Source organism: Bombella sp. ESL0385, from assembly GCF_009725755.1.
In the GTDB taxonomy this organism is placed as follows: Bacteria; Pseudomonadota; Alphaproteobacteria; order Acetobacterales; family Acetobacteraceae; genus Bombella; species Bombella pollinis.
This window is the reverse complement of sequence record NZ_WNIJ01000001.1, coordinates 1,237,983-1,261,794: the sequence shown is the minus strand read 5'-3', so window position 1 is coordinate 1,261,794 and position 23,812 is coordinate 1,237,983. Positions and strand designations below refer to the sequence as shown.

The following is a 23,812-nucleotide window of genomic DNA, read 5'->3' as shown; positions in this document are numbered from 1 at the left end:
GGTCATTGCGCCATTGCCGACAGGCCGCTACCCAACGGAGGAGAAAAAAGGGCCTCCGTTGTTTCTTATGAGCTGTATGGGAAGGTTTGGCAGCCATGGGGCGGGGGTTCGGTTACGAAAGAGGTGGAGGAGGGGAGCGGTACGCCTTACCGCTTTGATTAGTTCGTTAAAGGCGTAGGTGGGGGTAAGGGGGCTTGGTCGTCATCACCAAAAGAGAGGGCGGATGTATGGATGCCCCTTTCATGGCTGTGGTGTCCCTCTTGGTGAGAAGCAGACGGATGCCAAGCGACATCATCCGTAGCCTCTGTATGGGGATGGAACGTTACAGAATGGCTTTTGTGAAGGATGGTAGCACCTGTATCATGCCGGTGAGGGCGTGTGGCTTTAGTATTATCAGGCCCGCTAAGTAAGGCAAGGTCTTGCTCTAAACTGTGGTTTGTGACGCTCTGCTTATCCGCAATGCTGGCGGGGCTGTGCGTGTGTGTGGTGTGGTGTTCAGTGAGGGGGCTATCATCATGCGGGGTCGCTGTTGTGGGGGCAGCAGGCGTGGTGAGGGCCACTAATGTACGCCGTGCTTGCTCCCGCGCAGGTGTCATGGCAATGACATGATGGCTGATTGCAGGGAGTCTCTCTCGTAAATTGGCAAGCTGAACAAATTGTGTAGGCTCGACCTGCCTTAGTTGAGGCAGCACACGTTGCGATAACGCAGAGAGGCGGTCTGGCTGGTTGAGCAACGCCCATTGTGTGCGGAGTATTGCCGTCTCTTGCTGGACGCGGCGGGTTTCCTCCACTGTTTTGCGAATATCCTGATTGAGCACGAGGGTTTCATGCTTCTTTGTATAAAGAAAGAGGCCAGACCCAGCGGCCATCGCGGCGCAGAGAAGAGTAGCAAAACGGATCATGCGGAAGCTCCATGGGCGGAAATGCGCCGCAGAGCGCGCAAACGTGCGCTGCGGGAACGAGGATTAAGGGTAAGCTCTGTCTCGGAGGGAGAGCGAGGGCGTGTATGGAGCAGCGCAAAAGCGGGGGCTTCTGCCTGCTGTAAGGAGAGAGGGGTATGGCGTGACGGCCCTGCAACACGGCCCGTTAGCTGGGCAAGGGCGCGCTTAACCATTCTATCCTCTAGGGAATGGAAGGTCACAATACAGAAAATACCGCCCGGGGCGAGCAAGTTAGGGGCCGTTTTTAAGGTGCGCTCTAGCTCGCCTAATTCGTCATTCACAGCGATGCGGATGGCTTGGAAGCTCCGCGTTGCAGGGTCGAAATTGGGTCGTTCTTTCGGCACAGCCTTGCGGATGATTTCGGCAAGTTGCCCTGTCGTCTGGAGGGGGCCGCTCTGGCGGGCATCTACAATAGCGCGGGCAACCCGGCGGGAGCGGCGTTCCTCCCCATAATGGTACAGAATATCTGCTAGAGCAGCTTCGCTCTCCCCATTGACGATATCGGCCGCACTAGGGCCGGTTACGCTCATCCGCATATCTAAGGGCCCATCATGACGGAAGGAAAAGCCGCGTTCTTCTTGGTCGAGTTGGAAGGATGAAACACCGAGGTCCAAGACGATGCCATCAAAAGGTCCATATGCGCCGACAAGCTTCTCCATCGCGCTAAAGGTGCCTTGATGGAGGTGCAATCGCCCCTCTGAGGCGGCAATGAGAGGCTGGCCGCGTTTAATCGCATCAGGGTCGCGGTCAATCGCATGGACTGTGCAGGGCGCGGCGCGGAGGAGGGCACGACTATAGCCGCCACCGCCAAAGGTGCCATCCAGATAAGTCCCGCCCGGTTTAGGGGCTAATGTCTCTAGCACTTCTGGCAGCATAACGGGGAAGTGCCCTTCCAGCCGCATATCTTCGGCAATGCGATACATATCGTGGTTCATGGTGCGGAATCCTCACGCGGGGAGGTGACCTTGCGGCGGCCTAGCTCACGCGCATGGCTGCGCGCCTGCTTCCTACGGTCTTCAGCAAGAGCGGGGTTCCATATCTGAAAGACACGCCCAAGCCCTATAAAAGTAACGTCCCCCTCTAGGTTGGCATATTCCTTTAACGCTTTGGGGAGGTTGACGCGTCCCTCTTTATCGCAATCAAGCGGGTAGGCATCAGCGTAAAGGCTTGTGGCGAGGTCGTCATGCTCCTCAGAGAAAGGATCATATTCATCCAACGCATTGGAGAAGGCGAAGAAGGCAGAGGATGTCCAACCTTCTAAGCAATCATGGAGGTGGGAGGGGCGGATAATCATCATCGCATCACCCGGCCGGGCATTATCGCGTAGGACTGCCCGAAAGGGTGAGGGGATGGAGATGCGTCCTTTTGCATCCACCTTGCTGGCATGGGTACCGAGAAACATAGTCATGTTGTGAAATGCTCCTCCCCTTTACCTGAGTGATGGATACAACGTCCCACAAATTGGGAGCTTATGGGGTATCATGGGATTTTATGGGTCGTCAAAGTTTTATTGTGCAAAAACGGCGATAAAGTGCGTTTTTTAGGCAGAAAAAAGGAGGCAAAGGGAGGGAAAACTATTTTAAAATTAATGAACGATGAATGGAGGGTAAATAGATTCTATCGGGCTGTTAGGAGTGTATCTCTTGTGAAAAGAAGGGCTTGTGGGATGACAGGAAAAGGCCTCCTTCTTGTCATGGTGATGGCAAATCTCATGATGAAGCTTTGTTGTGATTAAAAGAATGTTAGGGAAAGAGGGATAAGGGCCAGATGGTCTGTAAGCCGGGTTCTGTCCTATCCCCTTATGGGGATGGGGCGATCATTCCTCTGGGATGTATTTTGCAATACACCTCACGCAACCAACCCGAATGACGGGGCAGGCACCCCCAGCCATATGTGGCTTGTCATTCCTATTCGGTCTTGCTCCCGGTGGGGTTTACCATGTCCGCTGCTGTTGCCAGCCGCGCGGTGCGCTCTTACCGCACCGTTTCACCCTTATCCGCATCACCCTTGTAAAAAGGGGGATAGGCGGACGGTTTTGTTTCTGTGGCACTGTCCCTAGGGTCACCCCCGCCGGCCGTTAGCCGGCACCGTCTTCCTGTGGAGCCCGGACTTTCCTCCCTAGCCCTTTTAAAGAGCTACAGCGATCGCCCGACCATCTGACTGGGCTGCTTATGCCTGCCTCATGGGGGGAGGTCAAGTTAGTGGAAAAGGTTAGGGGGTGAGGGGGCGATATAATCCGGGGGAGCCTGCGTCGGTCATGATGCTTTGGCCAGCACGATCAACGCGAAGGTGAAATAACAGCTCAGCCGATGGTGTTGTGCCGGGGCAGCCATTCCCATGCCGTCCCAAGACATCAATAGAGGGTACGGGTGTACTCGCATCCCCGTTGACGACCATAACAAGGCAGCGGCGTGGCATGGTGGTAAGGCCTTTACGGGTAATGACCGTCCGTAAATGCTCTACCAAAGCCGTATTATCGAACCAGCTTAGCTTATTAAAGGTGAAACGGTCATAGAGGCTATCTAGTGCCCCTGTTCTCACAAAAATGAACATTAAGAAAAAGGCTGGGACGATAACAATGAGTCGGCGGATGATATGCTGTTTGAGAGAGCGCGGCGGCCTTGGGCGGCGGCGGCCAAGGCGTGGGGGCGTGTTGTCTGTCACGATGATGAACCTGCATGTTTTGAATAAGGGGATGAGCAGTGAGATAGCAAAACCGCCCTGCTAAAAGCAAAGCAGGACGGTCTTGTGTTGTGATAACCATGGGGAGCGAGGGGAGGGAGCTTTTTTAAGCTCCCATATCCTCATGCCATGCATCTCCCGTTGAGGCGATGAACTTACGCGCCTCCTCTGGTCCGTAAGAACCTGCGGGATAATGTGTCATGGGCACTTTATTAGCCGCCCATGTCTGCAATGTAGGTTCAACCCATGCCCATGCGGCTTCTACCTCATCGCGGCGGATAAAGAGAGCGGGGTAGCCGCGTACAGCATCTAGCATGAGACGCTCGTAAGAATCGGGGATGAGAGAGCCATCAGCCGGGGCGAAGCGTCCGTCCATAGCACCATGCTGGAGGGAAAAGTCCGCAGCAGAGGGGTTTTTGATGTTCAGGGCCAGGCCAAAGCCCTCATCAGGCTGAAGGCGGATGACAAGGCGGTTATGCTCCCCGTCTTTACCAAACAGAGAGGAAGCTGTTTTTTTGAAGGTCACCACCACCTCGCTCACTTTTTTATGAGAGCGTTTGGCGGTGCGGATATAGAAGGGGACATCCTTCCAACGTGGGGTATCGACATAAGCGCGCATAACGGCGTAAGTCTCTGTTGCGCTCTCTGTACCTAGCTCCTCTAAATAACCGGGGACCTTCGAGCCAGCCATCTCGCCAGCAACATATTGGGCGCGGAGTGTCTCCTGTGCCACCTTATCAGCTGGGATGGGGCGCAGGGCTTTGAGAACCTTCACCTTGGCATCGCGAACAGAATCTGCACCAAGGTCTGCCGGGGCTTCCATCGCGCATAGGCTAAGCACTTGCAGCAGATGGTTTTGAATCATATCGCGCAGGGCACCGGATGTATCATAATAAGCAGCGCGGCCCTCGACCCCCACCGTCTCTGCGGCAGTGATTTGGATGCTTTGGATATGCTCAGCCGACCATACTGCGTTAAAAACAGGGTTAGCAAAGCGCAGGGCGATGATGTCTTGTACAGTCTCTTTGCCGAGATAATGGTCGATGCGGAAGATTTGTTCTTCTTTAAAAAAGCGGCTTACACCTTCATTAATAGCGCGGGCAGAGGCACTATCGGTCCCAATGGGTTTCTCCAGCACAACGCGGGATTGTGGCGTGATGAAGCTGAAGCGATGCAGATTCTCGCTAATCGCCTCAAAAAGCTGTGGCGCAGTGGAGAAATAAAAGACGCGGATGCGGTCTGCTGGGGATTGCTCTAAGAGTGCATGGAGGTCATCCCAATTATGGTCGCTTTTAGTGCCATCAAGCGTGATGTAATGCACTTTTTTGAGGAAACGCTCAATAAGGGCTGCATCCTTATGGGCGGGAGGCAGAAAATGCTCCAACGCTTCCCGTGCCCGCTCCCGATACTCATCGCATGAGAGTTCTGAGCGTGCCGTGCCGATGATGCGTGCATCTTCAGGAACATGCCCGATACGGAGCTGATTATACAGAGCGGGGAGGAGCTTGCGCATCGTCAAGTCGCCCGTCCCACCGAAGATGACATAATCAAACGGTGCGGTTTGTTGAGAGTAAGCCATAATGGGCGTACCTTTCCTAAAGGGGAAATTAGGGTGAGGCGAAAGCGACCTCTTATTTCTGGTTTCTTACCTTTAAAGCCTCTAGCCTTGTTTATTCAAGCCATAACCGCATCGCAGGTGAGGAAGCCGCACTGACGGAGGGTATGGTGGGGCTATGCAAAATTATGAGGGATGCTGTTACGCCTTATTTAGAACTGCTATTTTGCTCCTTGCGAGTATTTTTGGCGATTTTAAAGTCGTTTTATCCCCTTTATGACGGAGGGTGTGCTTTTTTCCCACAGGGAGCGGTATTGACCCCTTCAAAAGGGGGCGATAAGCCGCCTAAACATCGTAGCGTGTAATTGTTGAGTAGGGAGGCAGAGAGATTATGGATATGAATCATAATGAAGAAGGTACGGTAACAGGCGGTATTGCGGTGGATCGCTTGCGTTCTATCATCGAGCGTGTGGAGCGTTTGGAGGAGGAACGTAAAGCATTAGGGGCGGATATTCGTGATATTTTCACCGAGGCAAAATCCGCCGGATTTGATGTAAAAGTGGTCAAACAGATTATCAAATTGCGTAAGCAAGAGCCTGCTGAGGTTGAGGAGCAAGAAACATTGCTGGATATTTATCGGCGCGCTTTAGGTATGTAAGGCGGTTATGGTAGGTCAGGCAATTCGGTATGTGTTTTGCAGGCTTGTTGTAATACGCTGATAAAATGGTTGATGAGAGGTGGTTGTTCGCCTCTGCGCACCCCAATCGCGAGGGCTGCATGGGGGGCAGGCCGTGCGATTTTATGGAATGTCACCCCACCTGTATGAAGTTGGTGGAGTGATTGGGGGACGATGGACACCCCTAAGCCTGCGGCCACAAGGGGGATGGTTCCTGCAATTTGTGGGGCTTGTTGGCCAAGGGCAGGCGTAACTCCGGCATCGCGATAAGCCGCTAATATAGCGTCAAAGAATCCCGGCCCTAATTCCCGCGGGAAGATGATGAGTGGCTCGGTGGCTAAGCGGCTGAGGTGAATCTCTGCTACATCGGTAAAAGGATGCCCTTTCGGTAAGGCGATGAGGGTCGGTTCATCTAATAAAGGAATGACATGGACATTCGCTTGATCCGGCACAGGCGGGCGCAAAATTGTGATGTCCGTGCGGTAGGAGAGTAAGGCCTCGCACAAGGCGGGGGTATTGCTTTCTTCTAGGGAGAGGGTAACGCCCGGCGCAATGGTGCTGAATTGGCGGATGGCAAAAGGAATGCTGGGGAGGAGGGGGACAGCCCCTGCTAAGCCAATGCGTAGATGGCCCTTCTCCCCTCTGGCAAGGCCGTGTGCATCCTCAATGAATTGACGGCGTAAGTCGAGAATCAAACGCGCATGGGGCAAGAGTGCGCGTCCGGCTTCTGTTAGGCTGACACCGCGTGCTTGGCGGCGAAAGAGGGCAATGCCGAGTGTATGTTCTAAACGGCGGATTTGTTGGCTGAGGGGTGGTTGTTCCATCCCTAGCTTTTCAGCAGCATGGGTGATGTTGCCAGTCTCAGCAATGGTCACAAAATAGCGAAAATGACGAATCTCCATAGGAGCCATATATAAGATATATGGTGGTAATGGTAACTATATATTTGTGACCTTCCCTAACCTGCTTTAGGGAAGAAGAGAGTAACAACACAGGGGGCAATATGACTCGACCTTCAGGTGTAAAGCCGAACCGGCTTTTCCAGACATCTACCATGGCCGCGTTGTTGGACGCTGTTTATGACGGTGAAATGACGCTGGGTGAGCTGGTTCAGCATGGTGATTTCGGTCTGGGTACGTTTGATGCTCTAGATGGTGAGATGATCGTCACCGAAGGGGAGGTACGGCAGTTCCGCTCCGAGGGGATTGCTTCTGGCACGACAGCGGATATGAAGACCCCTTTCGCTTGTGTGACCTATTTTGAGCCTGAAAAGACCGTCACAATTGATAAGCCCATGAGCAAAGAAGAGTTTGAGGCTCTTGTAAATGAGCTTATCGATAACCCTAACCTCTTTGGGGCTGTGCGGTTTACCGGTGAGTTTGAGAAAGTCGATACACGCACAGTCTTTTGCCAGCATAAGCCTTACCCGGGCATGTTGGAGGTTGTGGCCAAGCAGCCGACCTTCAAAATGGGGGAGATTAGCGGTGTGATGCTTGGCTTCCGTACCCCGCCTTATATGCAAGGGATTAATGTTGCAGGTTATCACCTCCATGTTTTGAGTGATGATCGCAAGCATGGCGGGCATGTGACGGATTACCGTGTGAAGTCTGGCAAGCTGGAAGTCGCCCGTATGTCCGACTTGGAAATCTCCCTGCCAAAGACAGAAGAATTCGCTAAGGCCGACCTCCTGCCAGCAGGCTTGCATGAGGCTATTCGCACGGCTGAGGGCGGTTGATTTTTACTTGGTTTGATATGTTTACAATAACACCGCCTAGATAATGGCGGGGTTATATGGGATTAGGAACGTAGCTCATGACGCAGAAGAAAGCTCCTAACGCGGGCAAAACAACAGCGGATCTTATCGTCCGTAATTTAGAAGCCCATGGCGTTGACCATATTGTCGGGATTCCCGGTGCAAAGATTGACCGTCTCTTTGAGGCATTGGAAGATTCTCCCATCCGCACCATTGTAGCGCGGCATGAGCAAAATGCCGTCTTTATGGCGGGGGGGATTGGCCGTATCACGGGTAAAGCTGGTGTAGCGATTGCCACATCTGGCCCCGGTGTGTCCAACCTGACAACCGGTTTGGCAACAGCAACCTCCGAGGGTGATGCTGTCCTCACCATTGGCGGGGCTGTTGGGCGTGCTGATTTGCTGAAATTGACCCATCAAAGCATGGATACAGTCAGCATGTTGCGCCCGGTGACGAAATATAGCGCAGAGATTGGTGATCCCGCTGCGGCCTCCGAGGTTATCGGCAATGCGTTGCGTGCAGCAGAGAGCCCCCGGCAGGGCGGTGCCTTTGTAAGCATCCCGATGGATGTGCTGAACGCAGAAATCACCAAAGATTATCCGCTAATGGGTAAACGCAGCTTTGCTAAAGCTGGCCCAGCCCCAGAGGATGAGATTAAGGATGCCGCTGCGGCGATTAAGAAGGCTAAAAAGCCGGTCGTCCTATTGGGGATGAAGGCCAGCAAGCCTGAAAATGCCGAGGCAATCCGTGCTTTTATTAAGGCAACCAACTTACCGGTAACGGAGACCTACCAGGCTGCTGGTACTCTCTCTAAAGACTTGCAATCGCGCTTCTGTGGTCGGATTGGGTTGTTCCACAACCAGTATGGTGATTACCTGCTGCAAGAGGCGGACCTTGTCATTGCCATTGGGTATAACCCCATCGAGTATGATCCCGGCCTTTGGAACACGAAGCCCGATCGCCCGATTGTGAATATTGATGTCGTTCCGGCTCAGCTGGATAATGTCTTTAATCCAGAAATTGAGTTGATTGGCTCCATTGTTCATACATTGAAGCATCTGACGCGGGAGGTTTCTGGCCTTTCCAACGGTGCTGCTTTGGATAAGATTTTAGAGCTGTATCGTGCGTCTCAAAAGCTCGCTTTCGAGAAGGCAAAAAGCACCCAGCAGGGGATGCTCCATCCGCTTGAGGTCATCAAGGTGATGGAAGACATCGTCGCGCAGGATATGACAATCTGTTTGGATATGGGGTCCTTCCATATTTGGCATGCGCGTTTCTTGGACGTCTTCCGTGCACGGCAGATGCTCATCAGTAACGGCCAGCAGACGATGGGCGTTGCTCTGCCATGGGGTATGTCTGCCAGCATCCTTAACCCAGCGCAGAAGGTTATTTCCGTCTCTGGCGATGGTAGCTTCATGATGTCCTCTATGGACCTGGAGACGGCTGTTCGTCTGAAGAGCAACCTCATCCATATCATCTGGGTGGATCAGCACTTCAACATGGTCCGTATTCAGGAAGAGAAGAAATATGGCCGTGATGCCGCAGTAGCATTCGGTCCGATTGACTTTGCAGCCTTTGCCCGCTCTTTTGGGGCGAAGGGGATTAACGTCAATAGCGTAGAGAGCTTTAAAGCTGCTCTGCGTGAGGGGATGGAGACACAAGGCCCGGTTGTGATTGCTGTGCCTGTTGATTATGCCGATAACCCTGGCCTAATGGACCCGCTACCGGCTCTTACTAAGTAAGAGGTAGCCTTTTATTAGGTCGTGAGGAGAGGGGGCGTGATGAACGCCCCCTTTTTTCATCAGAGGTATTAGTATAGATGAGAGTGATTATCATTTAGTAATCTCATTGATTATTAAGTTTAGTCACATTTTGTTTTATTGATTGTTCATTAAGCCCCTCATACAACAAGCCATTATGAAAATTGGCTTATTTATTCCTTGTTATATAGATGCATTCTTTCCCAAAACAGGCATTGCAACGTTGGAGTTGCTGGAGAAATTGGGGCAGGATGTTGAGTATCCTATGGACCAAACCTGTTGTGGTCAGCCTATGGCGAACTCCGGGTGCAATCGCGATGCGAAAGAGACAGAAGCACTCTTTATCCGTAATTTCGCTAAATATGATATGATTGTGGCTCCATCTGGGAGCTGTGTTCATCATATTCGTGAGAACTTTGATGCGATTGAGCAGACTGATGAGGTCCGTCATGTGCGGCAAAATACGTATGAGCTTGTAGAGTTCATTCATGATGTGCTGCGGGTGCGGGAGTTCCCTTGGGCAGAGTTTCCTCACAAAGTAGGGCTGCATAATAGTTGTGCAACATTACGCGCTTTGCGTACGGCCAGCATGTCCGAGTTGGGCGAGCCGTTCTTCTCCAAACCTAAGACGTTACTTTCTGCGGTGAAGGGTATTTCCTTCGCAACACCGAAACGCCCTGATGAATGTTGTGGTTTTGGCGGCACATATTCCGTAACGGAGGAAGCCGTCTCAGCGCGGATGGGGTTGGATAAAGTGAATGATCACCATAATGCGGGGGCGGAATATATTGTCTCTGCCGATACATCTTGCATGATGCACCAACAAGGCTGTGCGGAGCGCAATGGCGTGCCAATCCGCTTTATTCATATTGCTGATATTCTTAATGGAGCGCGCTCATGAGGGAGAAGCCAGTCCCGCATGCCTCATTGGCGGCTGAGTTTTTAAAGGATGATCTGCATCGCATTTTTCATGATGAACGTCTCTGGGGGATGCGGCAGAAACGGGATGAACAAATGCACGAGCTGCCAGAATGGCAGGAGCTGCGCCAACAAGCATCCCGGCTTAAAGAGCATACACTCGCCCATTTGCCGCATTATTTGGAGCAATTTGAGCAGAATGCCAAAAAGAATGGGATTCACGTCCATTGGGCACGCGATGGGGCAGAGCATAACCGCATCGTAGAGGGCATCCTCAAGGCGCATGGTCATTCATCCATCATCAAAAGTAAGTCGATGATTACTGATGAATGTGAAATGCGCGAATATTTGGAGCCTAAAGGCATTACCGTTACGGAGACAGACCTCGGCGAGCGCATCCAACAGTTGGATAATCAGCTGCCTAGCCATGTGGTGGTCCCCGCGGTGCAGAAGCTCACCAAAGATGTTGCGAAGGTTTTTGCCAAACATTACCACACAGACCCTGCGATTGATGACCCTCACGCTTTGGCAGAGGCACAGCGCAATGCAGCGCGCCCGGTTTTGCTGAGTGGTGATACAGGCATGACGGGGGGGAACTTCCTTGTTGCAGAGACAGGGAGTTTTGTGGTGTGTACTAATGAAGGCAATGCGGATTTAAGTGCGAATCTGCCGAATCTGCACATCGCGACATTAGGGATTGAGCGGCTTGTGCCGCGGATGGAAGATTTAGGCGTGTTTATACGCTTATTATCCCGCAGCGCGCTTGGCTCACCCATTACGCAATATACAACGCATTTCCGTAAGCCGAAGAAGGGAGGGGAGATGCATGTCATCCTTGTGGATAATGGCCGCTCAGAACGGTTGGGGATGGAGGATTTTTGGTCCTCGCTCAAATGTATTCGCTGTGGGGCGTGTATGAACACCTGTCCCGTTTATCGGCGGTCTGGTGGTCAGTCTTATGGTGCGGTTTATTCTGGCCCTATCGGGGCGATTATCGACCCTACGTTTAATGCGAAGAAGTTTAGCACACTTCCCTTTGCCTCCACGATGAATGGAAGCTGCACGAATGTATGCCCGGTGAAGATTGATATTCACGACCAGCTTTATAAATGGCGGCGTATTTTAGCCGAGCGGCATGAGATTCCTTTTGTGAAAAAGGAAATTATGAAGATGGCCGGGCGGTTATTATCCCAGCCTAAATTATACCGCCTCTCCATTAGCGGGACAGAGGTGGCTTTAAAAACCATGCCGCGTTTTGTGCTGTATAATTATTTGAACCCATGGGGAAAACATCGCGAGCTCCCTCACCCGGTGAAGGAGACATTCCATAGTTGGTACAAAAAGAACCGCTTAAAGAAAGAGACTACCGCGCAGGAGGGGACATCATCATGAGTGATAAGGCTATGAGCGCGCGTGATGCCATTCTTGGTCGTTTACGGGCGGTGAAGTCCCCTGCGGAGGAGGCTTACCCTTTGCCTCCCATTGTGATGCTGGGTGACCAAGATGCTAGCCCTGAGCGTTTTGAATCCAACCTTGCTTTGATGGGCGGGCAGATGATTCATCGCCAAGATGGTGAGACGGTGGAGGCAGCGATTGCGCGTGCTTTCCCTAAACGGCGTAATCTCTGCACCGCTGTGCCTGAAGTAAAAGGCACGTTACGAATAGAGGACCTCACCACGCACCAAGAGGCAGATACAGTGGATGTTATGGTGGTGCGTGCAGCCTTTGGCGTGGCGGAGATGGGCGGTATCTTCCTTAGCGAAGTGGAGTTGAAGGACCATCTCGCAGATGTCCATCTTGCACAGCATTTGGTTGTTCTGCTCGCCAAAGATGAGTTGGTCGGGAACATGCATAATGCCTATCGGGAACGCTCGGAGTTCCGTACAGCAGGGTATGGCGTGTTAATGTCCGGTCCTTCTGCCACAGCGGATATTGAAGGGGTCTTAATCCGCGGCGCACAAGGCGTGCGCAGCCTTTCGATTATATGGGCGTAGCGATAAAGGGGAGGGGCGTTGGGATGAAGGCGTCCCTCCCTTTAAAGGTTTAAGCGTTACGAGAGGCTGTTACGCGGTCTTGTACATAGCGGAGTAATTCTGGCAGCCCATCCCTGCTGACCCCGGAGAGGAGATGGACCTCCGCGCCAGAGGCAGCTTCCAAAGCGGCTTTACGTTCTGCAATATCTTCTGGCAGAAGTGCATCGCATTTATTAAGGACTAAAACCTCTGGTTTAGCAGCAAGGCCTTCATCATAGGCTTTGAGCTCTTTACGAATCATCCGCCAATTTTGGACGAAATGTTCATCTGTTCCATCAATGAGGTGGATGAGCAGCGCGCAGCGTTCCACATGGCCGAGAAAGCGATCACCCAGCCCTGTACCTTCGCTTGCGCCCTCAATGAGGCCGGGAATATCGGCAATGACGAACTCTTCCATAGCGTTAAGACGCACAACGCCAAGTTGAGGATGCAGGGTTGTGAAGGGATAATCAGCAATCTTTGGCCGGGCACGCGAGGCAACAGAGAGGAGAGTGGACTTACCTGCATTGGGCAGGCCCACAAGCCCGACATCGGCAATGAGTTTCAGCCGGAGCCAAACCCAGCGTTCCTCCCCGGGGAAGCCTTTATCCGCACGGCGCGGGGCCCGGTTGGTGCTGCTTTTATAATGAGCATTACCAAGCCCGCCATCACCCCCCTGACAGAGCAGAACGGTTTTATTATCTTCATCAAGGTCAGCGAGAAGGGTCTCACGGTCTTCATCAAAGATTTGCGTACCGATGGGCACATCAATGATGACATCATCCGCTCCAGCCCCCGTTCTGTTGGAGCCAGCCCCATTCCCTCCCTTACGGGCGCGGAAATGTTGAGTGTAGCGGAAGTCGATTAATGTATTAAGGCTCGGCACAGCCCGGACGTAAATATGCCCACCCCGGCCACCATCACCGCCATCAGGGCCGCCAAACTCGATATATTTTTCGCGCCGGAAAGCGACCACACCATCCCCCCCATCACCGGAGCGGACATAGATTTTAGCTTGATCAAGAAATTTCATGAGAAAGACCGCATGTACGAAGGGAGGAGGGGAGAAGAAAAAAGGCCGGCACCATGATGGAGCCGACCCTTCCTCATGCTCTGCGCCTATAAGGGCAACAGAGAGTGTTACTCAGCAGCTTCTGCTAGAGCAACGGACACATGGACCTTACCACCAGCACGACGCTGGAAGCGCACGCGGCCATCAACGAGGGAGAAAAGTGTATGGTCACGGCCCATACCGACATTCTCACCCGGATGCACCTTTGTGCCACGCTGACGGACGATGATGTTCCCAGCGATGACGCTCTGGCCACCAAATTTTTTCACACCGAGGCGGCGGCCTGCGCTATCGCGCCCGTTACGGCTGGAACCACCTGCTTTTTTTTGTGCCATGACTGTGTCTCCTTAAAGAACGGGCGAAGTTACGCGGCGTTGATTGCGGTAATACGCAGAACAGTTACCGGCTGGCGATGGCCATTCTTACGGCGGCTATTCTGACGGCGGCGTTTTTTGAAGATGATGACCGTTGGCAAGCGATCTTGGGCAACAACCTCAGCGGTAACACTAGCCCCTTCGACCAGCGGAGCCCCAACCTTGGTGCTGCCTTCACCACCAACCATAAGAACATCCGAGAAGGTCACTGTGCTACCAGCCTCAGCCTCTAGCTTTTCGACCTTCAAGATAGCGTCTTTAGCAACGCGATATTGTTTCCCGCCCGTGCGGATGACTGCAAACATGCAAAACTCTCTTTATGTTACCGAAGCCTCTGGCCCTTAGCCTCACCTAGCTTTGTAGGTTTGGCAGACCCGCTCGCTTTTTTTCATTGGTTCAAACAATTTCCTACCAGTGGTAGAAAACCATAGGAACAGTGGGGTTCTGTACTGCTTTTCCCTTGTATCGTCAATAAATAAAGTAGGATTTATGGGTTGCAGGGGAGGATTGACGAGAGGATGAGAGGGGAAACCCCTTGCCAAGTGGGTAAAATCTCGCCATAACACCGGCATTACTTGGTGGTGTCCGGGCATAGTCCCGGCTTTAGCCCCAAGCCCCGGAGAGGTGCCAGAGTGGTCGATTGGGGCGGTCTCGAAAACCGTTGAGCGTGCAAGCGTTCCGAGGGTTCGAATCCCTCTCTCTCCGCCAAGGATTCCGTATTTTTTACATATGAATCATCATAGAAGATGCTAGTCTCGGGCAGATTGCTGCTTATACAGCAGAGTTTAGGGAGCTGCAGGATGAAGACGCGTATCATTCTAACGGTATTATCAGCCACGGTTATGGTCTCTTTAAGCCATGCTGGATGTGCGAAGTCTAAGCAGAATCCTAATATAGACCCGCGAGACCCGGGCATGTTTGTTATTTTTAATAAGGCAGAGCATGGCAATGCAAGTGCTCAGAGTGTCATGGGGAACGCTTATCTTTTTGGGATAAGTGTTGCACAGGATGAAGTAAGAGCGGCTGAATGGTATAAAAAGGCGGCAGATCAAGGTGATGTGCCGTCTCAATCGAAGATGGGTGAGTTTTACGACCAAGGCATAGGTGTGCCTCAAGATTACGCAAAAGCTGCCATGTGGTACCAGAAGGCGGCTGTTGAAGATGATGTTACAGCCCAAGAGGGGCTTGGGACGTTATACCGGTTGGGGCGGGGTGTTCCTCAAGATTATGGCAAGGCCTTAGAATGGTATCGGAAGGCCGCAGAGCAAGATGATTCAGTGGCCCAATATAATATTGGGTTATTATACGAGTACGGGCAGGGCGTTCCCCAAGATTATAACGAAGCTTTAAAATGGTATCAAAAGGCCGCAGCTCAAGATGATGACTTGGCGTTAGCAAAGCTTGGAGAGCTTTATAGGGATGGCCATGGTGTCCCGCGTGATTATGCAAAGGCGTTTGCTCTGTTCCAAAAAGCAGAGAAGCAAGGTAGTGCAGCGGCAGCCTATGATATAGGTTTGGCTTATGAGAATAAGCAGGGCGTGAAGCGCGATGAAGATACCGCTTTAGCGTGGTATAAAAAAGCCGCCGAGGCAGGTTACGCCCCTGCCCAAACTAAACTGGGGACAATCTATTGGGGGTGGCAAGACCTCGATACGGCGATAGCCTATTTGGAAAGTGCCGCTGCACAAGGTGATGATGTTGCGGCTTATACTTTGGGGCTTATATATCTAGAAGAACATTCAACAAAGCGGGATGTACATATAGCGGCAAATTGGCTTCGTAAAGCAGCGTCTATGGGTAATATAGATGCACAGAAGAAGTTAAAGAAGCTGTGATATAAAACAGATAATATTGTGTTGAAAAATAAGATCATAAATTGTTTCAGCTTCACGTGCCGAGGATCAGCAATATAATATGATTCTTGTTCCTCCCGGTATTGTGAAACTGATGCTCCATATTCACGAGGATGGTGGCGGTGTTTTCATTGCCGCCACCGTATTAGTGTTTGTTTTTGCTCGCCCAGCCCTTCAATACCAAGTCGTATTTCATCACCTTCTTGCAGCCAAAGGGGTGGCTTGTGCCCCATCCCCACGCCGGGTGGGGTGCCAGTGGCGATGATGTCGCCGGGGAGGAGGGTCATGTACCGGCTGAGATAGGCGATAATCTGCCTGACGGAGAAAATCATAGTCGCTGTCGAGCCATCTTGCCGGCGTGTGCCATTCACATCCAGCCAGAGACGGAGTTGCTGTGGCTCGGCAATTTCATCAGCCGTGACGAGATAGGGACCAACAGGTCCGAAATTATCGCAGCCTTTGCCTTTGTCCCATTGTGAGGATTGCATTTGGAAGCTGCGTTCTGACACGTCATTGATGATGCAGTATCCTGCCACATAGTTCAAAGCGTCCGCTTCTGTCACATAGCGTGCCGTGCTGCCGATGATGATGCCTAGCTCCACCTCCCAATCCATCTGTGTGGCATGGGGGGGAATGGGAATATCATCATAAGCACCACAAAGGGCAGAAGGAGCTTTTAGAAAGACGATTGGCTCTTGCGGGATGGGAAGACCGGCTTCTTCGGCGTGGTCAGCATAGTTTAGGCCAATGCAAACACATTTAGAAACATGACTAACAGGTACGCCGAACCGTGGAGAGCCCTCCACAAGTGGCAAGGTCGCTGTATCAATCTTCGCTAGTTGGGCAAGGGAGTGGGGAGAGAGGTGCTCTGGTGTTACATCATCCCAAAGGCCGGAGAGGTCTCGTATTGTGCCAGAGCTATCAATTAATCCGGGTTTTTCAGAGCCGAGGAGGCCATAGCGGCAGAGTTTTGTCATGATGGAGTATTCTCCAATGACTGTGTGCCAGTCATCTGCGCCAGTCTTTCAACAATCGTTCCACATCGCTGCATGAAGGCGTCTCGGCTATAATGTGCATCAATATAGCTTTTAGCGGCTATGCCATAGCGGTGCAGTTCTTCAGGGTGTTGGAATATCTCTGCTAAGGTCTCACAGAATGTTTCTGGGATATGGTCAGGCTGGAGGATAAACCCCGTTTTACCGGGTTGGACGCTATGACGCATTTCCCCCACTGGTGTGGCAATGACAGGGAGGCTCATATTCATGGCTTCATGCGCGGCAAGGCACATGCCCTCATAGCGTGAGGGTTGCGTATAAAGATGGAGTGTCTTGAGGAAAGACGTGACATTTGTTTGAAAGCCTAAAAGAAACACATGGTGTTGAAGCCCATATGTTTTGATGAGGCTTTCTAACTCGGCACGTTGGGGGCCATCTCCAGCAAAGGAGAGGCGGATATGGTCGGCCCATTGTGGGTAACGCTGGCGGAAGAGGGCAAGGCCTTCAATCAAGAGGGGATAATTTTTAACCTCATGTAAGCGGCCTGTAGTGCCAATATGCAGCGGTGTTGTGCCATCCCATTGCGGGGCTGGATGGCTGTTAGGCGCAGCAATATAAAGTGGCCAGCATGTTATCTTTGCTGGAGGAATCTCCATAACATCCTGTAAAAATTGTGCAACATAAGGGGAATCCGCCACCCATAACCGTGTGATGGGCCGCCCCGCTGTCGTGGTAAAACGGATGCTTGCACTATTCTTCCAGCTCACAACGGGGATGGAGAGGATTTTCCCTGCAAGTTGGCCGAGTAACGTAGCGCGGCTTAGGGAGGTCCAAATAATATCAGGGCGGTCTTTGCGGAGTAAGCGTAAAATACGCAAGAGCGTGAGGAGGAAAGGCCGCCTTTTTGTCCCAAGTAGTCGATACGGGATGCCTGCGCGATCAAGATACGGGGCGGCTCCCATATCGCGGGGTTCACATGCGGTGACATCAACATGATGCCCATAGGTTTTAAGGGCATGAACGATGTCAGGAATGGCAAATTCCGCCCCGCCTGTCTCTAAACTTGTGACGAGATAATGGATTTTCATAATCGTTAGGTACTTTCTAACTCTTGCAATGTTGGCGGTTGAGGGGGAGGTGTGATGATGGGACCTTCCCCACGGAAAGGCTCGCTCGCATCAAGAAAGTTCTCATTGGTACGCAATGTGTATTCAATGACGACAAGATGGGTCAAGGCGCGGGTGATTTCTAGCCGAATGATGGCCTCATGGTCTTGTGTATCAAGCTCGCGGAGGCGGCGAATGGCTGCACGGGTCAGGCGGGCGGCGCGGTCATGCCGGCGGGATGAATGTTCGATGTAATAGAGAACAAGCGTAATAGGCCGGCGCGCGCTTTCGGGTAAATATTCACGATTGAGCAAACCGCGAAGGCGAATGATATTTAGCCCTAAGGTAAGGGTAGCTAATGTCCCCTGTATGCCAGCTTCTACGAGTGGAGTGATGGTTGTGGCATGGCGGAGCAAGCGGGAGAAACGGTCCGTATTATGCCCAATCCATGCGCTGATATGCGGTGTGCTGCCCAGGCTAGCGAGGTTGCGTAGCTCGCGTAGGGTTGCCTTGCGTAAGCGGAAGGCTTCTGCTTTGCGATTAAAGGGGAGAATGCTGCGGAAGATTAAAACCGCCGTAACGCCGGAAAGCATAATCGCTAATGTCGTATTATAGAACTTCGATTCATCAATAATATGATGGTTTTGAATCCCCAGCATAAGAGGCATGAGTAGATTATACGCCGCTGCCGCAGGGGCCGTTGCAGGGTTAGCCCGTGCGAGGCCGCCGAGCATCATCGCAGCAGAGAGGATGATGATAAGGGGCTCATAAGTTGTTACCATCGGGATGAAGACAAAGCAGAGTAGCCACGCAACACACCATGCTACCGCCAATCCTTTTAGGAACTTGATCGTTCCTAGGACAGGGTTTTCCTTCGTAGCGAAAAGGCCGCAGATTAGAGCGGTAATGCTGATGAGTGTATTGCCATTTGACCAAGCGGTGACTTCATAAATAAAAGATGTAACAAGAACAGCCAATGCAGCGCGGAAGCCATTATTAAAAGCAAGCCGCCCATCACGGTGGGTATGACGTTGGAACTGAAAATGGTCACCACGAATTGTGTGGGTACTGGCGTGATATTCTGTAATGGCTTCTTCAAGGTCACCGATGAGGTCCCCTAAAGAGGAAAAGAGAATACGTTCATCTAAGGCGGAGTTGGTGATGAGGCTATCTTCTGTTGGTGTGGTGGGGTCGGTCGGGGTAAGGGGAATAAGGCGGTGAGGAGTCGCATAGCGGCGGCAAAGGTCTCTGAGATGCTGAAGTTCCGCAAGAAGCTCTGATATTTCACTCTCCTGGGGGAGACGCTTAGAGAAATGCTGCAAGAATTGGATGAAGGCCGCAATGACTGTATCAAAATCCTTATGGTTGGAGGAGAGAAGCTCCAAGCGTGTGGCCATCCCAAAACTGCGAGATAACAAAGCGGAGACGGCTGCCAAGGCTGCACGGGCATGGTCGCCTTCATGGCCATGCACGCCCATCTCAAGCTCGGAAAACTCGATTTGATCATTGATGGATAGAATGGTCCCAAAGAGATTGCGGGCCTCTGTTATGGCACCACGATCCTGCCGCAGAATGTGGTATAAAGTATTACAAACAAGAGTAAGAGCAGATTCTAGTTTTTGGCGGACGCTAATATGGGCGCGGTGGTCTTGGTTAAAGGCAAAAAGGAGGCCAATAAATGCCTCGCATAACACACCAAGGATGATGTAGCTGGCGCGCGAGACAGCAAACATAAAGATGTTGTTGGTTTCTGGGACAATATCCATGCAAATGATAGCACAGGTATAGCCAGAGAGAACAAGCGCATATGAGCGAAAATTACTTACAAAGGTAGCAAACCCACTGCATAGGCCAATCCATACCGCAATGAGGGGGAAAAAGAGCCATGGAGCTTGCGGATAAATACCAATAAAGACAAGAGCCGCCGTCCCGCCGATCAACGTGCCAATGATGCGCCAGCGTGCCTTAGAGAGACTTTCCCCACGCGTAAGTTGTGCTACAGACCATACCGTCATCGGAGCCCAGATGGGGCTATCAAGCTCCAGCCATAAGGCGATTCCGAGGGCTAGGCAGGCGGCAATGGTCGTGCGAAGGGCAAAGAGAAACCCATTGAGAGAGGGGGCTAGTACCCAGGGTAAAAAAGAAGCCCCTCTGGAATGTAAGTTAGTTAGGAAACGGGTAAGCATGTTCTGGTCCAAAAAGATTTCTGTATAGGACCCTACTTCTGTTTGTCTGTTTAGGCGAGGGGTAACACTTAGTAATTGAAAAGTTCGTGGAAGGAAGGAGGACGGGAAAGATGTTTTTTTTTGTAAGTAGGAATATTTTCTCTTTTTTGTTTAGAGGAAAAATAGTAAAAGTTTCATGAATCCTCTCATGAAGATTTATAGCGAAGAAGGTTATTCAATGACAGAAAATATACCGGCTAGAGAAGGCCAAAGTTCCTCCAATGCCGAGCGTAAACAGCTCTTAGAGTTAACGGCTGATATTGTCGTTGCTAAGTTAGCAGGCTCTGATGTGCCTGCTGATAGTCTACCGGGACTGATACGCCAGGTATATGAGGCTTTGGCAGGAGGGGAGAGCGACCTAAGAGAGGAAGGTGCATCCCCTAAGCAGCAGCCGGCTGTTCCCGTTCGTAAATCTGTTTTCCCAGATTACATTATCTGTTTGGAAGATGGTAAAAAGCTGAAGATGCTCAAACGTCATCTTAAAAGCACCTATGATATGACACCGGACCAATATCGCGAGAAATGGGGCCTCCCTTCGGATTATCCTATGGTGGCTCCTTCTTATGCTGCACGCCGTTCTGAATTAGCCAGAACGATTGGTCTGGGGCGGAATATTGGGGTCTCTGCGGAGCATAAGCGTGGTCATAATAGTGACCTCTAATAGAGTGAAGTAGAAGCTATGAGTAATGAGAAGGCCGGGCATGTTCCCGGCTTTTTCTGTAATACTGCTTTTTGCTTGACGCTCCGGCCTACATCTTGCCACTCTGCTTGTTAGGGAACAAAATGACGGAGGGTAGAAATGACGCGGTCGGAGTTTGTCGCCTTGTTAGCCTCACGTCTGGATGGCATGGCTAAAGAGAAAGTCAGCAAGGCTGTCGATGGGATTTTTACGCATATTGCCGAAGGGTTGGAAGCTGGCAATCGGGCAGAGCTGCGGGGGATTGGTAGCTTTGGGACGCGTCAACACACCGCTCACCAAGGGCGCAACCCCCGGACGGGGGCGGCCGTTGATGTTAAGGCAAAGCGCGTTCCTTTCTTCCGCGCGGGGAAGGAGCTGCGCGAACGGGTCAATCGTGCGAAGTAATAAAGGCCTCTGCGCTATGGGAGGGCACATCCTTCCCTGTGCGTGCGGCGTTGAGTTCTTCTAACAAGAAGTCCCGGAAGACAGAAATGCGTTTAGAGCTTTTTAGCTCCTCAGGATAGACAAAAAAGGCTTCTGCCAATGGTCCATGAACATCTGGTAGAATACGGACTAGATTGGGATGAGCAGAAGCTGTGTAAAAGGGTAGGGTTCCAATCCCATTACCTTGGGCAATAGCCATACCAACGGCAGCTATATTATTAATAGCAAGGTTGATTTTGGGGTGAAGGATAATTTTATCTTTTAAAAGTCGCTCTATGAGCCAATTTACATGAGGTAGGGGAAGGTGCCAGCCTGCAAATCCTATAAGATTATGCTGGGCAAGTTCTTTAAGGCTAGTTGGTGTGCCGTGCTGCTCTAAATATTCCTTACTGGCATAAATAGGCATGTGAAAACTGGCGAGATGACGTTGAATAAGGTCCGGCTGGGTTGGGGGATGCAGGCGAATAGCTACGTCAGCTTCGCGCATGCTGAGGTCCAAATCGGAATCTTCAAGTAGGAGAGTGACCTCAACATGAGGGTGCTTCTCCACAAAACGATGAAGGCGCGGTGTTAGCCAAGAGAGGCCGAAGCCAGAGGTTGTTGTGACCTTAATCTTGCCGGCTGCTTTCTCGCGGTTTTCACTTAAAAACGCTTGGGTTAGAGCCAGTTTAGAGAAGACCTCTCGCGCCGTCCGGTGGAGGACTTCACCTTGCTCGGTCAGGATGAGGCCACGCGCATGACGGTGAAAAAGTGGTACGCCGAGTACTTCCTCAAGGGCAGAAATCTGTCGAGATACAGCAGATTGGCTCAGGTTAAGGCGGTCCCCTGCATGGGTAAAGGACCCGGCCTCAGCTACGGTGTGAAAGATGCGGAGTTTATCCCAATCCATTTTTTGATTCCCGTAAGCCCCTTCGCAATAATCATGGCCTGCTTTGCTCATATACCCTACGCCCTGACCTTCAGTGTTTTCTTTGGTAAAAACTTCCTGAAAAGCACTGAATGGTCAAGGGCAGAATAGCAATCAAATGCGTTTCTTTTGCGTATCGTTCTTTGTGAAGGGGAATAAGCGGTATTTTAGCGCGGTTTTTCGTCATTTAGGCCGAGTTCGGCAATGTAACGTTCCGCCTCTAATGCGGCCATGCACCCTGTCCCGGCGGCTGTGATGGCTTGGCGGTAGGTTTTATCCTGAATATCACCCGCCGCGAAAACACCGGGGATGGAGGTGCTCGCCGTCCCTGCTTTGGTGATGATGTAGCCTTCCTCATCGCAAGCGACCTCATGACGGAAAGGCCCAATGCTAGGGCTATGACCAATGGCAATGAATACGCCATCTACGGGGAGTTCCTCTATAACGCCGGGTTGTTTTGTATCAGCAAGGCGCAGCTTTGTAACAACGGCAGGGCTTCCACTGCCGCAAATCTCGTGGACCTCTTTGTTCCAATGCAGCTTGATTTTGGGGTTTGCGTGCAGACGTTTTTGCAAGATACGCTCTGCGCGCAAACTATCACGCCGATGGATAAGATGGACAACAGAAGCATGATGAGTGAGGTAAAGGGCTTCCTCCACAGCTGTATTGCCCCCACCGATAACGGCGACCTCTTTGCCGCGATAGAAGAATCCATCGCAAGTTGCACAAGCCGAGACGCCCGCCCCTTGATAGGCTTTTTCAGATTCTAAACCGAGCCATTTCGCTTGGGCCCCTGTAGCGATAACAACCGTACGGGCGCGGAATTGATCACCAGAATCTCCTGTGAGGTGAAAATAACCTTCCGCATCGGGGCCTTGTTTAAGGGAGGTTTCTGTAATGAGGTCGTAGAGTAATGTCGTGCCAACATGCTCGGCTTGCTCGCGCATTTGTTCCATCAGCCAAGGGCCTTGGACAGGTTTGGCAAAACCGGGAAAGTTCTCAATCTCATCTGTGATGGTGAGCTGCCCTCCGGGTTGCATACCGGTGACGAGGAGGGGATTCATTCCCGCGCGGGCAGCATAGATAGCAGCGGTATATCCTGCGGGGCCAGCACCAACAATTAACATATCGGTTTGGTGTTGTTTAGCCATGATAAGCTCCATAATTCTAAAGAGGATGACCAGATGGCCCCCGTAGGGTAGGACCATTATGGCACTGACCTAAGCCTGTTGGGTAACAAATATAGTATATGAAAGATGTCGATAAAAATAATGATAAGAGAAGAAATATGAAAGATTATTGCCCAGAAAGGAGGAAATGGTTTTCACATTAAAAAGAGCAGGTTATATAAGCTGGTATAGTCTTCTCCCGCAGCCTTTTGGGACGGTATATGAGCATTGCAGACCTTGATGAGATTGATCGGAGCATTCTCGCTGAATTGCAGCAAGATGGGCGGGTGACTAATGTGGAGCTTGCGCGCCGTGTCGGAATCTCCGCTCCCCCTTGTCTAAGGCGGGTAAGACGCCTGGAGGAGATGGGGCTTATCCAAGGCTATCATGCTGCTTTAGCCCCGGCTCAATTAGGGTGGACGATTAGTTTTTACGCGCTCATAGGTTTAGATAGTCAGAAAAGTGTGGTGTTGGAGGAGTTTGAAGCCCTCGTTGCACAATGGCCAGAGACGCGGGAATGTCACATGATTCGTGGTGGAGAGGACTTCCTGTTACGCCTCATGGTTCGCGATGCTGAGCATCAGAATCGCCTTACACGGGATTTGATAGAGGTTACCCATGTGGTGCGTGTGCAGACCTTGCAGGTGATTAGGACAAGCTGCGAGCGGGCTGGTGTGCCTATATAAATATG

The 23,812-nt window shown here is 51.6% G+C and carries 24 protein-coding genes, 1 tRNA gene and 1 other RNA gene; 11 read left to right on the top strand and 15 right to left on the bottom strand.

Annotated features, from left to right (window positions below):
- Nucleotides 1–158: 158 nt before the first annotated feature.
- The 6 genes from GM557_RS05860 to zwf all read right to left on the bottom strand — a co-directional run bounded on the left by GM557_RS05860 (nt 159) and on the right by zwf (nt 5,202).
- The gene (locus GM557_RS05860) at nt 159–902 is read right to left on the bottom strand and encodes a hypothetical protein (RefSeq protein WP_155573336.1); all 744 of its coding nucleotides are present in this window, start codon (nt 900–902) and stop codon (nt 159–161) included.
- The gene (gene rsmH, locus GM557_RS05855) at nt 899–1,843 is read right to left on the bottom strand and encodes a 16S rRNA (cytosine(1402)-N(4))-methyltransferase RsmH (RefSeq protein WP_155573546.1); all 945 of its coding nucleotides are present in this window, start codon (nt 1,841–1,843) and stop codon (nt 899–901) included. The genes GM557_RS05860 and rsmH overlap by 4 nt, the downstream gene beginning before the upstream one ends.
- A gap of 29 nt (nt 1,844–1,872) precedes the next feature.
- On the bottom strand, nt 1,873–2,349 hold the full coding sequence (mraZ, locus tag GM557_RS05850) for a division/cell wall cluster transcriptional repressor MraZ (protein WP_155573335.1): 477 nt from the start codon (nt 2,347–2,349) through the stop codon (nt 1,873–1,875).
- A gap of 351 nt (nt 2,350–2,700) precedes the next feature.
- An RNA gene (gene rnpB, locus GM557_RS05845) (RNase P RNA component class A) lies at nt 2,701–3,101 on the bottom strand.
- 51 nt (nt 3,102–3,152) lie between these two features.
- On the bottom strand, nt 3,153–3,605 hold the full coding sequence (locus GM557_RS05840) for a hypothetical protein (protein ID WP_370513438.1): 453 nt from the start codon (nt 3,603–3,605) through the stop codon (nt 3,153–3,155).
- 124 nt (nt 3,606–3,729) lie between these two features.
- The gene (zwf, locus tag GM557_RS05835; protein WP_155573334.1) at nt 3,730–5,202 is read right to left on the bottom strand and encodes a glucose-6-phosphate dehydrogenase; all 1,473 of its coding nucleotides are present in this window, start codon (nt 5,200–5,202) and stop codon (nt 3,730–3,732) included.
- Between the two features lie 367 nt (nt 5,203–5,569).
- Here zwf and GM557_RS05830 point away from each other — a divergent pair, with 367 nt between their 5' ends.
- On the top strand, nt 5,570–5,836 hold the full coding sequence (locus tag GM557_RS05830) for a DUF2312 domain-containing protein (RefSeq protein ID WP_155573333.1): 267 nt from the start codon (nt 5,570–5,572) through the stop codon (nt 5,834–5,836).
- A gap of 5 nt (nt 5,837–5,841) precedes the next feature.
- On the opposite strand, the gene GM557_RS05825 is transcribed toward GM557_RS05830, so the two are convergent.
- Entirely contained in the window at nt 5,842–6,756 is a 915-nt protein-coding gene (locus tag GM557_RS05825; protein ID WP_155573332.1) for a LysR family transcriptional regulator, read from the bottom strand.
- Nucleotides 6,757–6,857: 101 nt separating this feature from the next.
- Between GM557_RS05825 and budA the strand changes: the two genes are divergently transcribed.
- The 5 genes from budA to GM557_RS05800 all read left to right on the top strand — a co-directional run bounded on the left by budA (nt 6,858) and on the right by GM557_RS05800 (nt 12,279).
- Nucleotides 6,858–7,589 carry an acetolactate decarboxylase gene (gene budA / locus GM557_RS05820; RefSeq protein ID WP_099027182.1) on the top strand — a complete coding sequence of 244 codons (732 nt, stop codon included), beginning with the start codon at nt 6,858–6,860 and terminating at the stop codon, nt 7,587–7,589.
- Nucleotides 7,590–7,666: 77 nt separating this feature from the next.
- Nucleotides 7,667–9,349 carry an acetolactate synthase AlsS gene (gene alsS / locus GM557_RS05815; RefSeq protein WP_155573331.1) on the top strand — a complete coding sequence of 561 codons (1,683 nt, stop codon included), beginning with the start codon at nt 7,667–7,669 and terminating at the stop codon, nt 9,347–9,349.
- 175 nt (nt 9,350–9,524) lie between these two features.
- On the top strand, nt 9,525–10,268 hold the full coding sequence (locus GM557_RS05810) for a (Fe-S)-binding protein (RefSeq protein ID WP_155573330.1): 744 nt from the start codon (nt 9,525–9,527) through the stop codon (nt 10,266–10,268).
- Nucleotides 10,265–11,677 (top strand): lactate utilization protein B, encoded by a 1,413-nt coding sequence (locus GM557_RS05805; RefSeq protein WP_155573329.1) that lies wholly within the window; start codon nt 10,265–10,267, stop codon nt 11,675–11,677. Before GM557_RS05810 ends, GM557_RS05805 begins: the two co-directional genes overlap by 4 nt.
- A gap of 11 nt (nt 11,678–11,688) precedes the next feature.
- Nucleotides 11,689–12,279, top strand: coding sequence for an LUD domain-containing protein (locus GM557_RS05800; RefSeq protein ID WP_155573544.1), 591 nt, complete (start codon nt 11,689–11,691; stop codon nt 12,277–12,279).
- A gap of 49 nt (nt 12,280–12,328) precedes the next feature.
- Here the strand turns inward: GM557_RS05800 and obgE are convergent, their stop codons facing one another.
- From obgE to rplU, 3 genes are all read right to left on the bottom strand, one after another.
- Nucleotides 12,329–13,330, bottom strand: coding sequence for a GTPase ObgE (gene obgE, locus GM557_RS05795; RefSeq protein ID WP_155573328.1), 1,002 nt, complete (start codon nt 13,328–13,330; stop codon nt 12,329–12,331).
- Between the two features lie 107 nt (nt 13,331–13,437).
- Nucleotides 13,438–13,704 carry a 50S ribosomal protein L27 gene (gene rpmA, locus GM557_RS05790; RefSeq protein WP_099027177.1) on the bottom strand — a complete coding sequence of 89 codons (267 nt, stop codon included), beginning with the start codon at nt 13,702–13,704 and terminating at the stop codon, nt 13,438–13,440.
- 29 nt (nt 13,705–13,733) lie between these two features.
- Nucleotides 13,734–14,048 carry a 50S ribosomal protein L21 gene (rplU, locus tag GM557_RS05785; protein ID WP_099027176.1) on the bottom strand — a complete coding sequence of 105 codons (315 nt, stop codon included), beginning with the start codon at nt 14,046–14,048 and terminating at the stop codon, nt 13,734–13,736.
- Nucleotides 14,049–14,361: 313 nt separating this feature from the next.
- On the opposite strand from rplU, the gene GM557_RS05780 reads away from it, so the two are divergent.
- Nucleotides 14,362–14,451, top strand: a tRNA-Ser gene (locus GM557_RS05780).
- 92 nt (nt 14,452–14,543) lie between these two features.
- A complete protein-coding gene (locus tag GM557_RS05775; protein WP_196424599.1) occupies nt 14,544–15,578 on the top strand; it encodes a tetratricopeptide repeat protein in 1,035 nt (344 codons plus the stop codon).
- Between the two features lie 146 nt (nt 15,579–15,724).
- Here the strand turns inward: GM557_RS05775 and GM557_RS05770 are convergent, their stop codons facing one another.
- Genes GM557_RS05770 through GM557_RS05760 form a run of 3 tightly spaced genes read right to left on the bottom strand, consistent with a single transcriptional unit; the run spans nt 15,725 to nt 19,883 of the window.
- A complete protein-coding gene (locus tag GM557_RS05770; protein ID WP_155573326.1) occupies nt 15,725–16,573 on the bottom strand; it encodes a fumarylacetoacetate hydrolase family protein in 849 nt (282 codons plus the stop codon).
- Complete coding sequence (locus GM557_RS05765) at nt 16,570–17,679, bottom strand: glycosyltransferase (RefSeq protein ID WP_155573325.1); 1,110 nt, start codon at nt 17,677–17,679, stop codon at nt 16,570–16,572. Before GM557_RS05765 ends, GM557_RS05770 begins: the two co-directional genes overlap by 4 nt.
- A gap of 5 nt (nt 17,680–17,684) precedes the next feature.
- Nucleotides 17,685–19,883 carry an FUSC family protein gene (locus GM557_RS05760; protein WP_155573324.1) on the bottom strand — a complete coding sequence of 733 codons (2,199 nt, stop codon included), beginning with the start codon at nt 19,881–19,883 and terminating at the stop codon, nt 17,685–17,687.
- 217 nt (nt 19,884–20,100) lie between these two features.
- Between GM557_RS05760 and GM557_RS05755 the strand changes: the two genes are divergently transcribed.
- Nucleotides 20,101–20,583, top strand: coding sequence for a MucR family transcriptional regulator (locus GM557_RS05755; RefSeq protein ID WP_155573323.1), 483 nt, complete (start codon nt 20,101–20,103; stop codon nt 20,581–20,583).
- 138 nt (nt 20,584–20,721) lie between these two features.
- Complete coding sequence (locus GM557_RS05750; RefSeq protein ID WP_155573322.1) at nt 20,722–21,006, top strand: HU family DNA-binding protein; 285 nt, start codon at nt 20,722–20,724, stop codon at nt 21,004–21,006.
- Here the strand turns inward: GM557_RS05750 and GM557_RS05745 are convergent.
- Nucleotides 20,990–21,934, bottom strand: a complete 945-nt coding sequence (locus tag GM557_RS05745; protein ID WP_155573543.1) for a LysR family transcriptional regulator — start codon at nt 21,932–21,934, stop codon at nt 20,990–20,992. The two genes, GM557_RS05750 and GM557_RS05745, sit on opposite strands and share 17 nt — an antisense overlap.
- A 185-nt stretch (nt 21,935–22,119) precedes the next feature.
- On the bottom strand, nt 22,120–23,103 hold the full coding sequence (trxB, locus tag GM557_RS05740) for a thioredoxin-disulfide reductase (protein WP_155573321.1): 984 nt from the start codon (nt 23,101–23,103) through the stop codon (nt 22,120–22,122).
- A 239-nt stretch (nt 23,104–23,342) separates the two neighbouring features.
- Here trxB and GM557_RS05735 point away from each other — a divergent pair, with 239 nt between their 5' ends.
- Nucleotides 23,343–23,807, top strand: coding sequence for an Lrp/AsnC family transcriptional regulator (locus tag GM557_RS05735; RefSeq protein WP_155573320.1), 465 nt, complete (start codon nt 23,343–23,345; stop codon nt 23,805–23,807).
- Nucleotides 23,808–23,812: the final 5 nt, after the last annotated feature.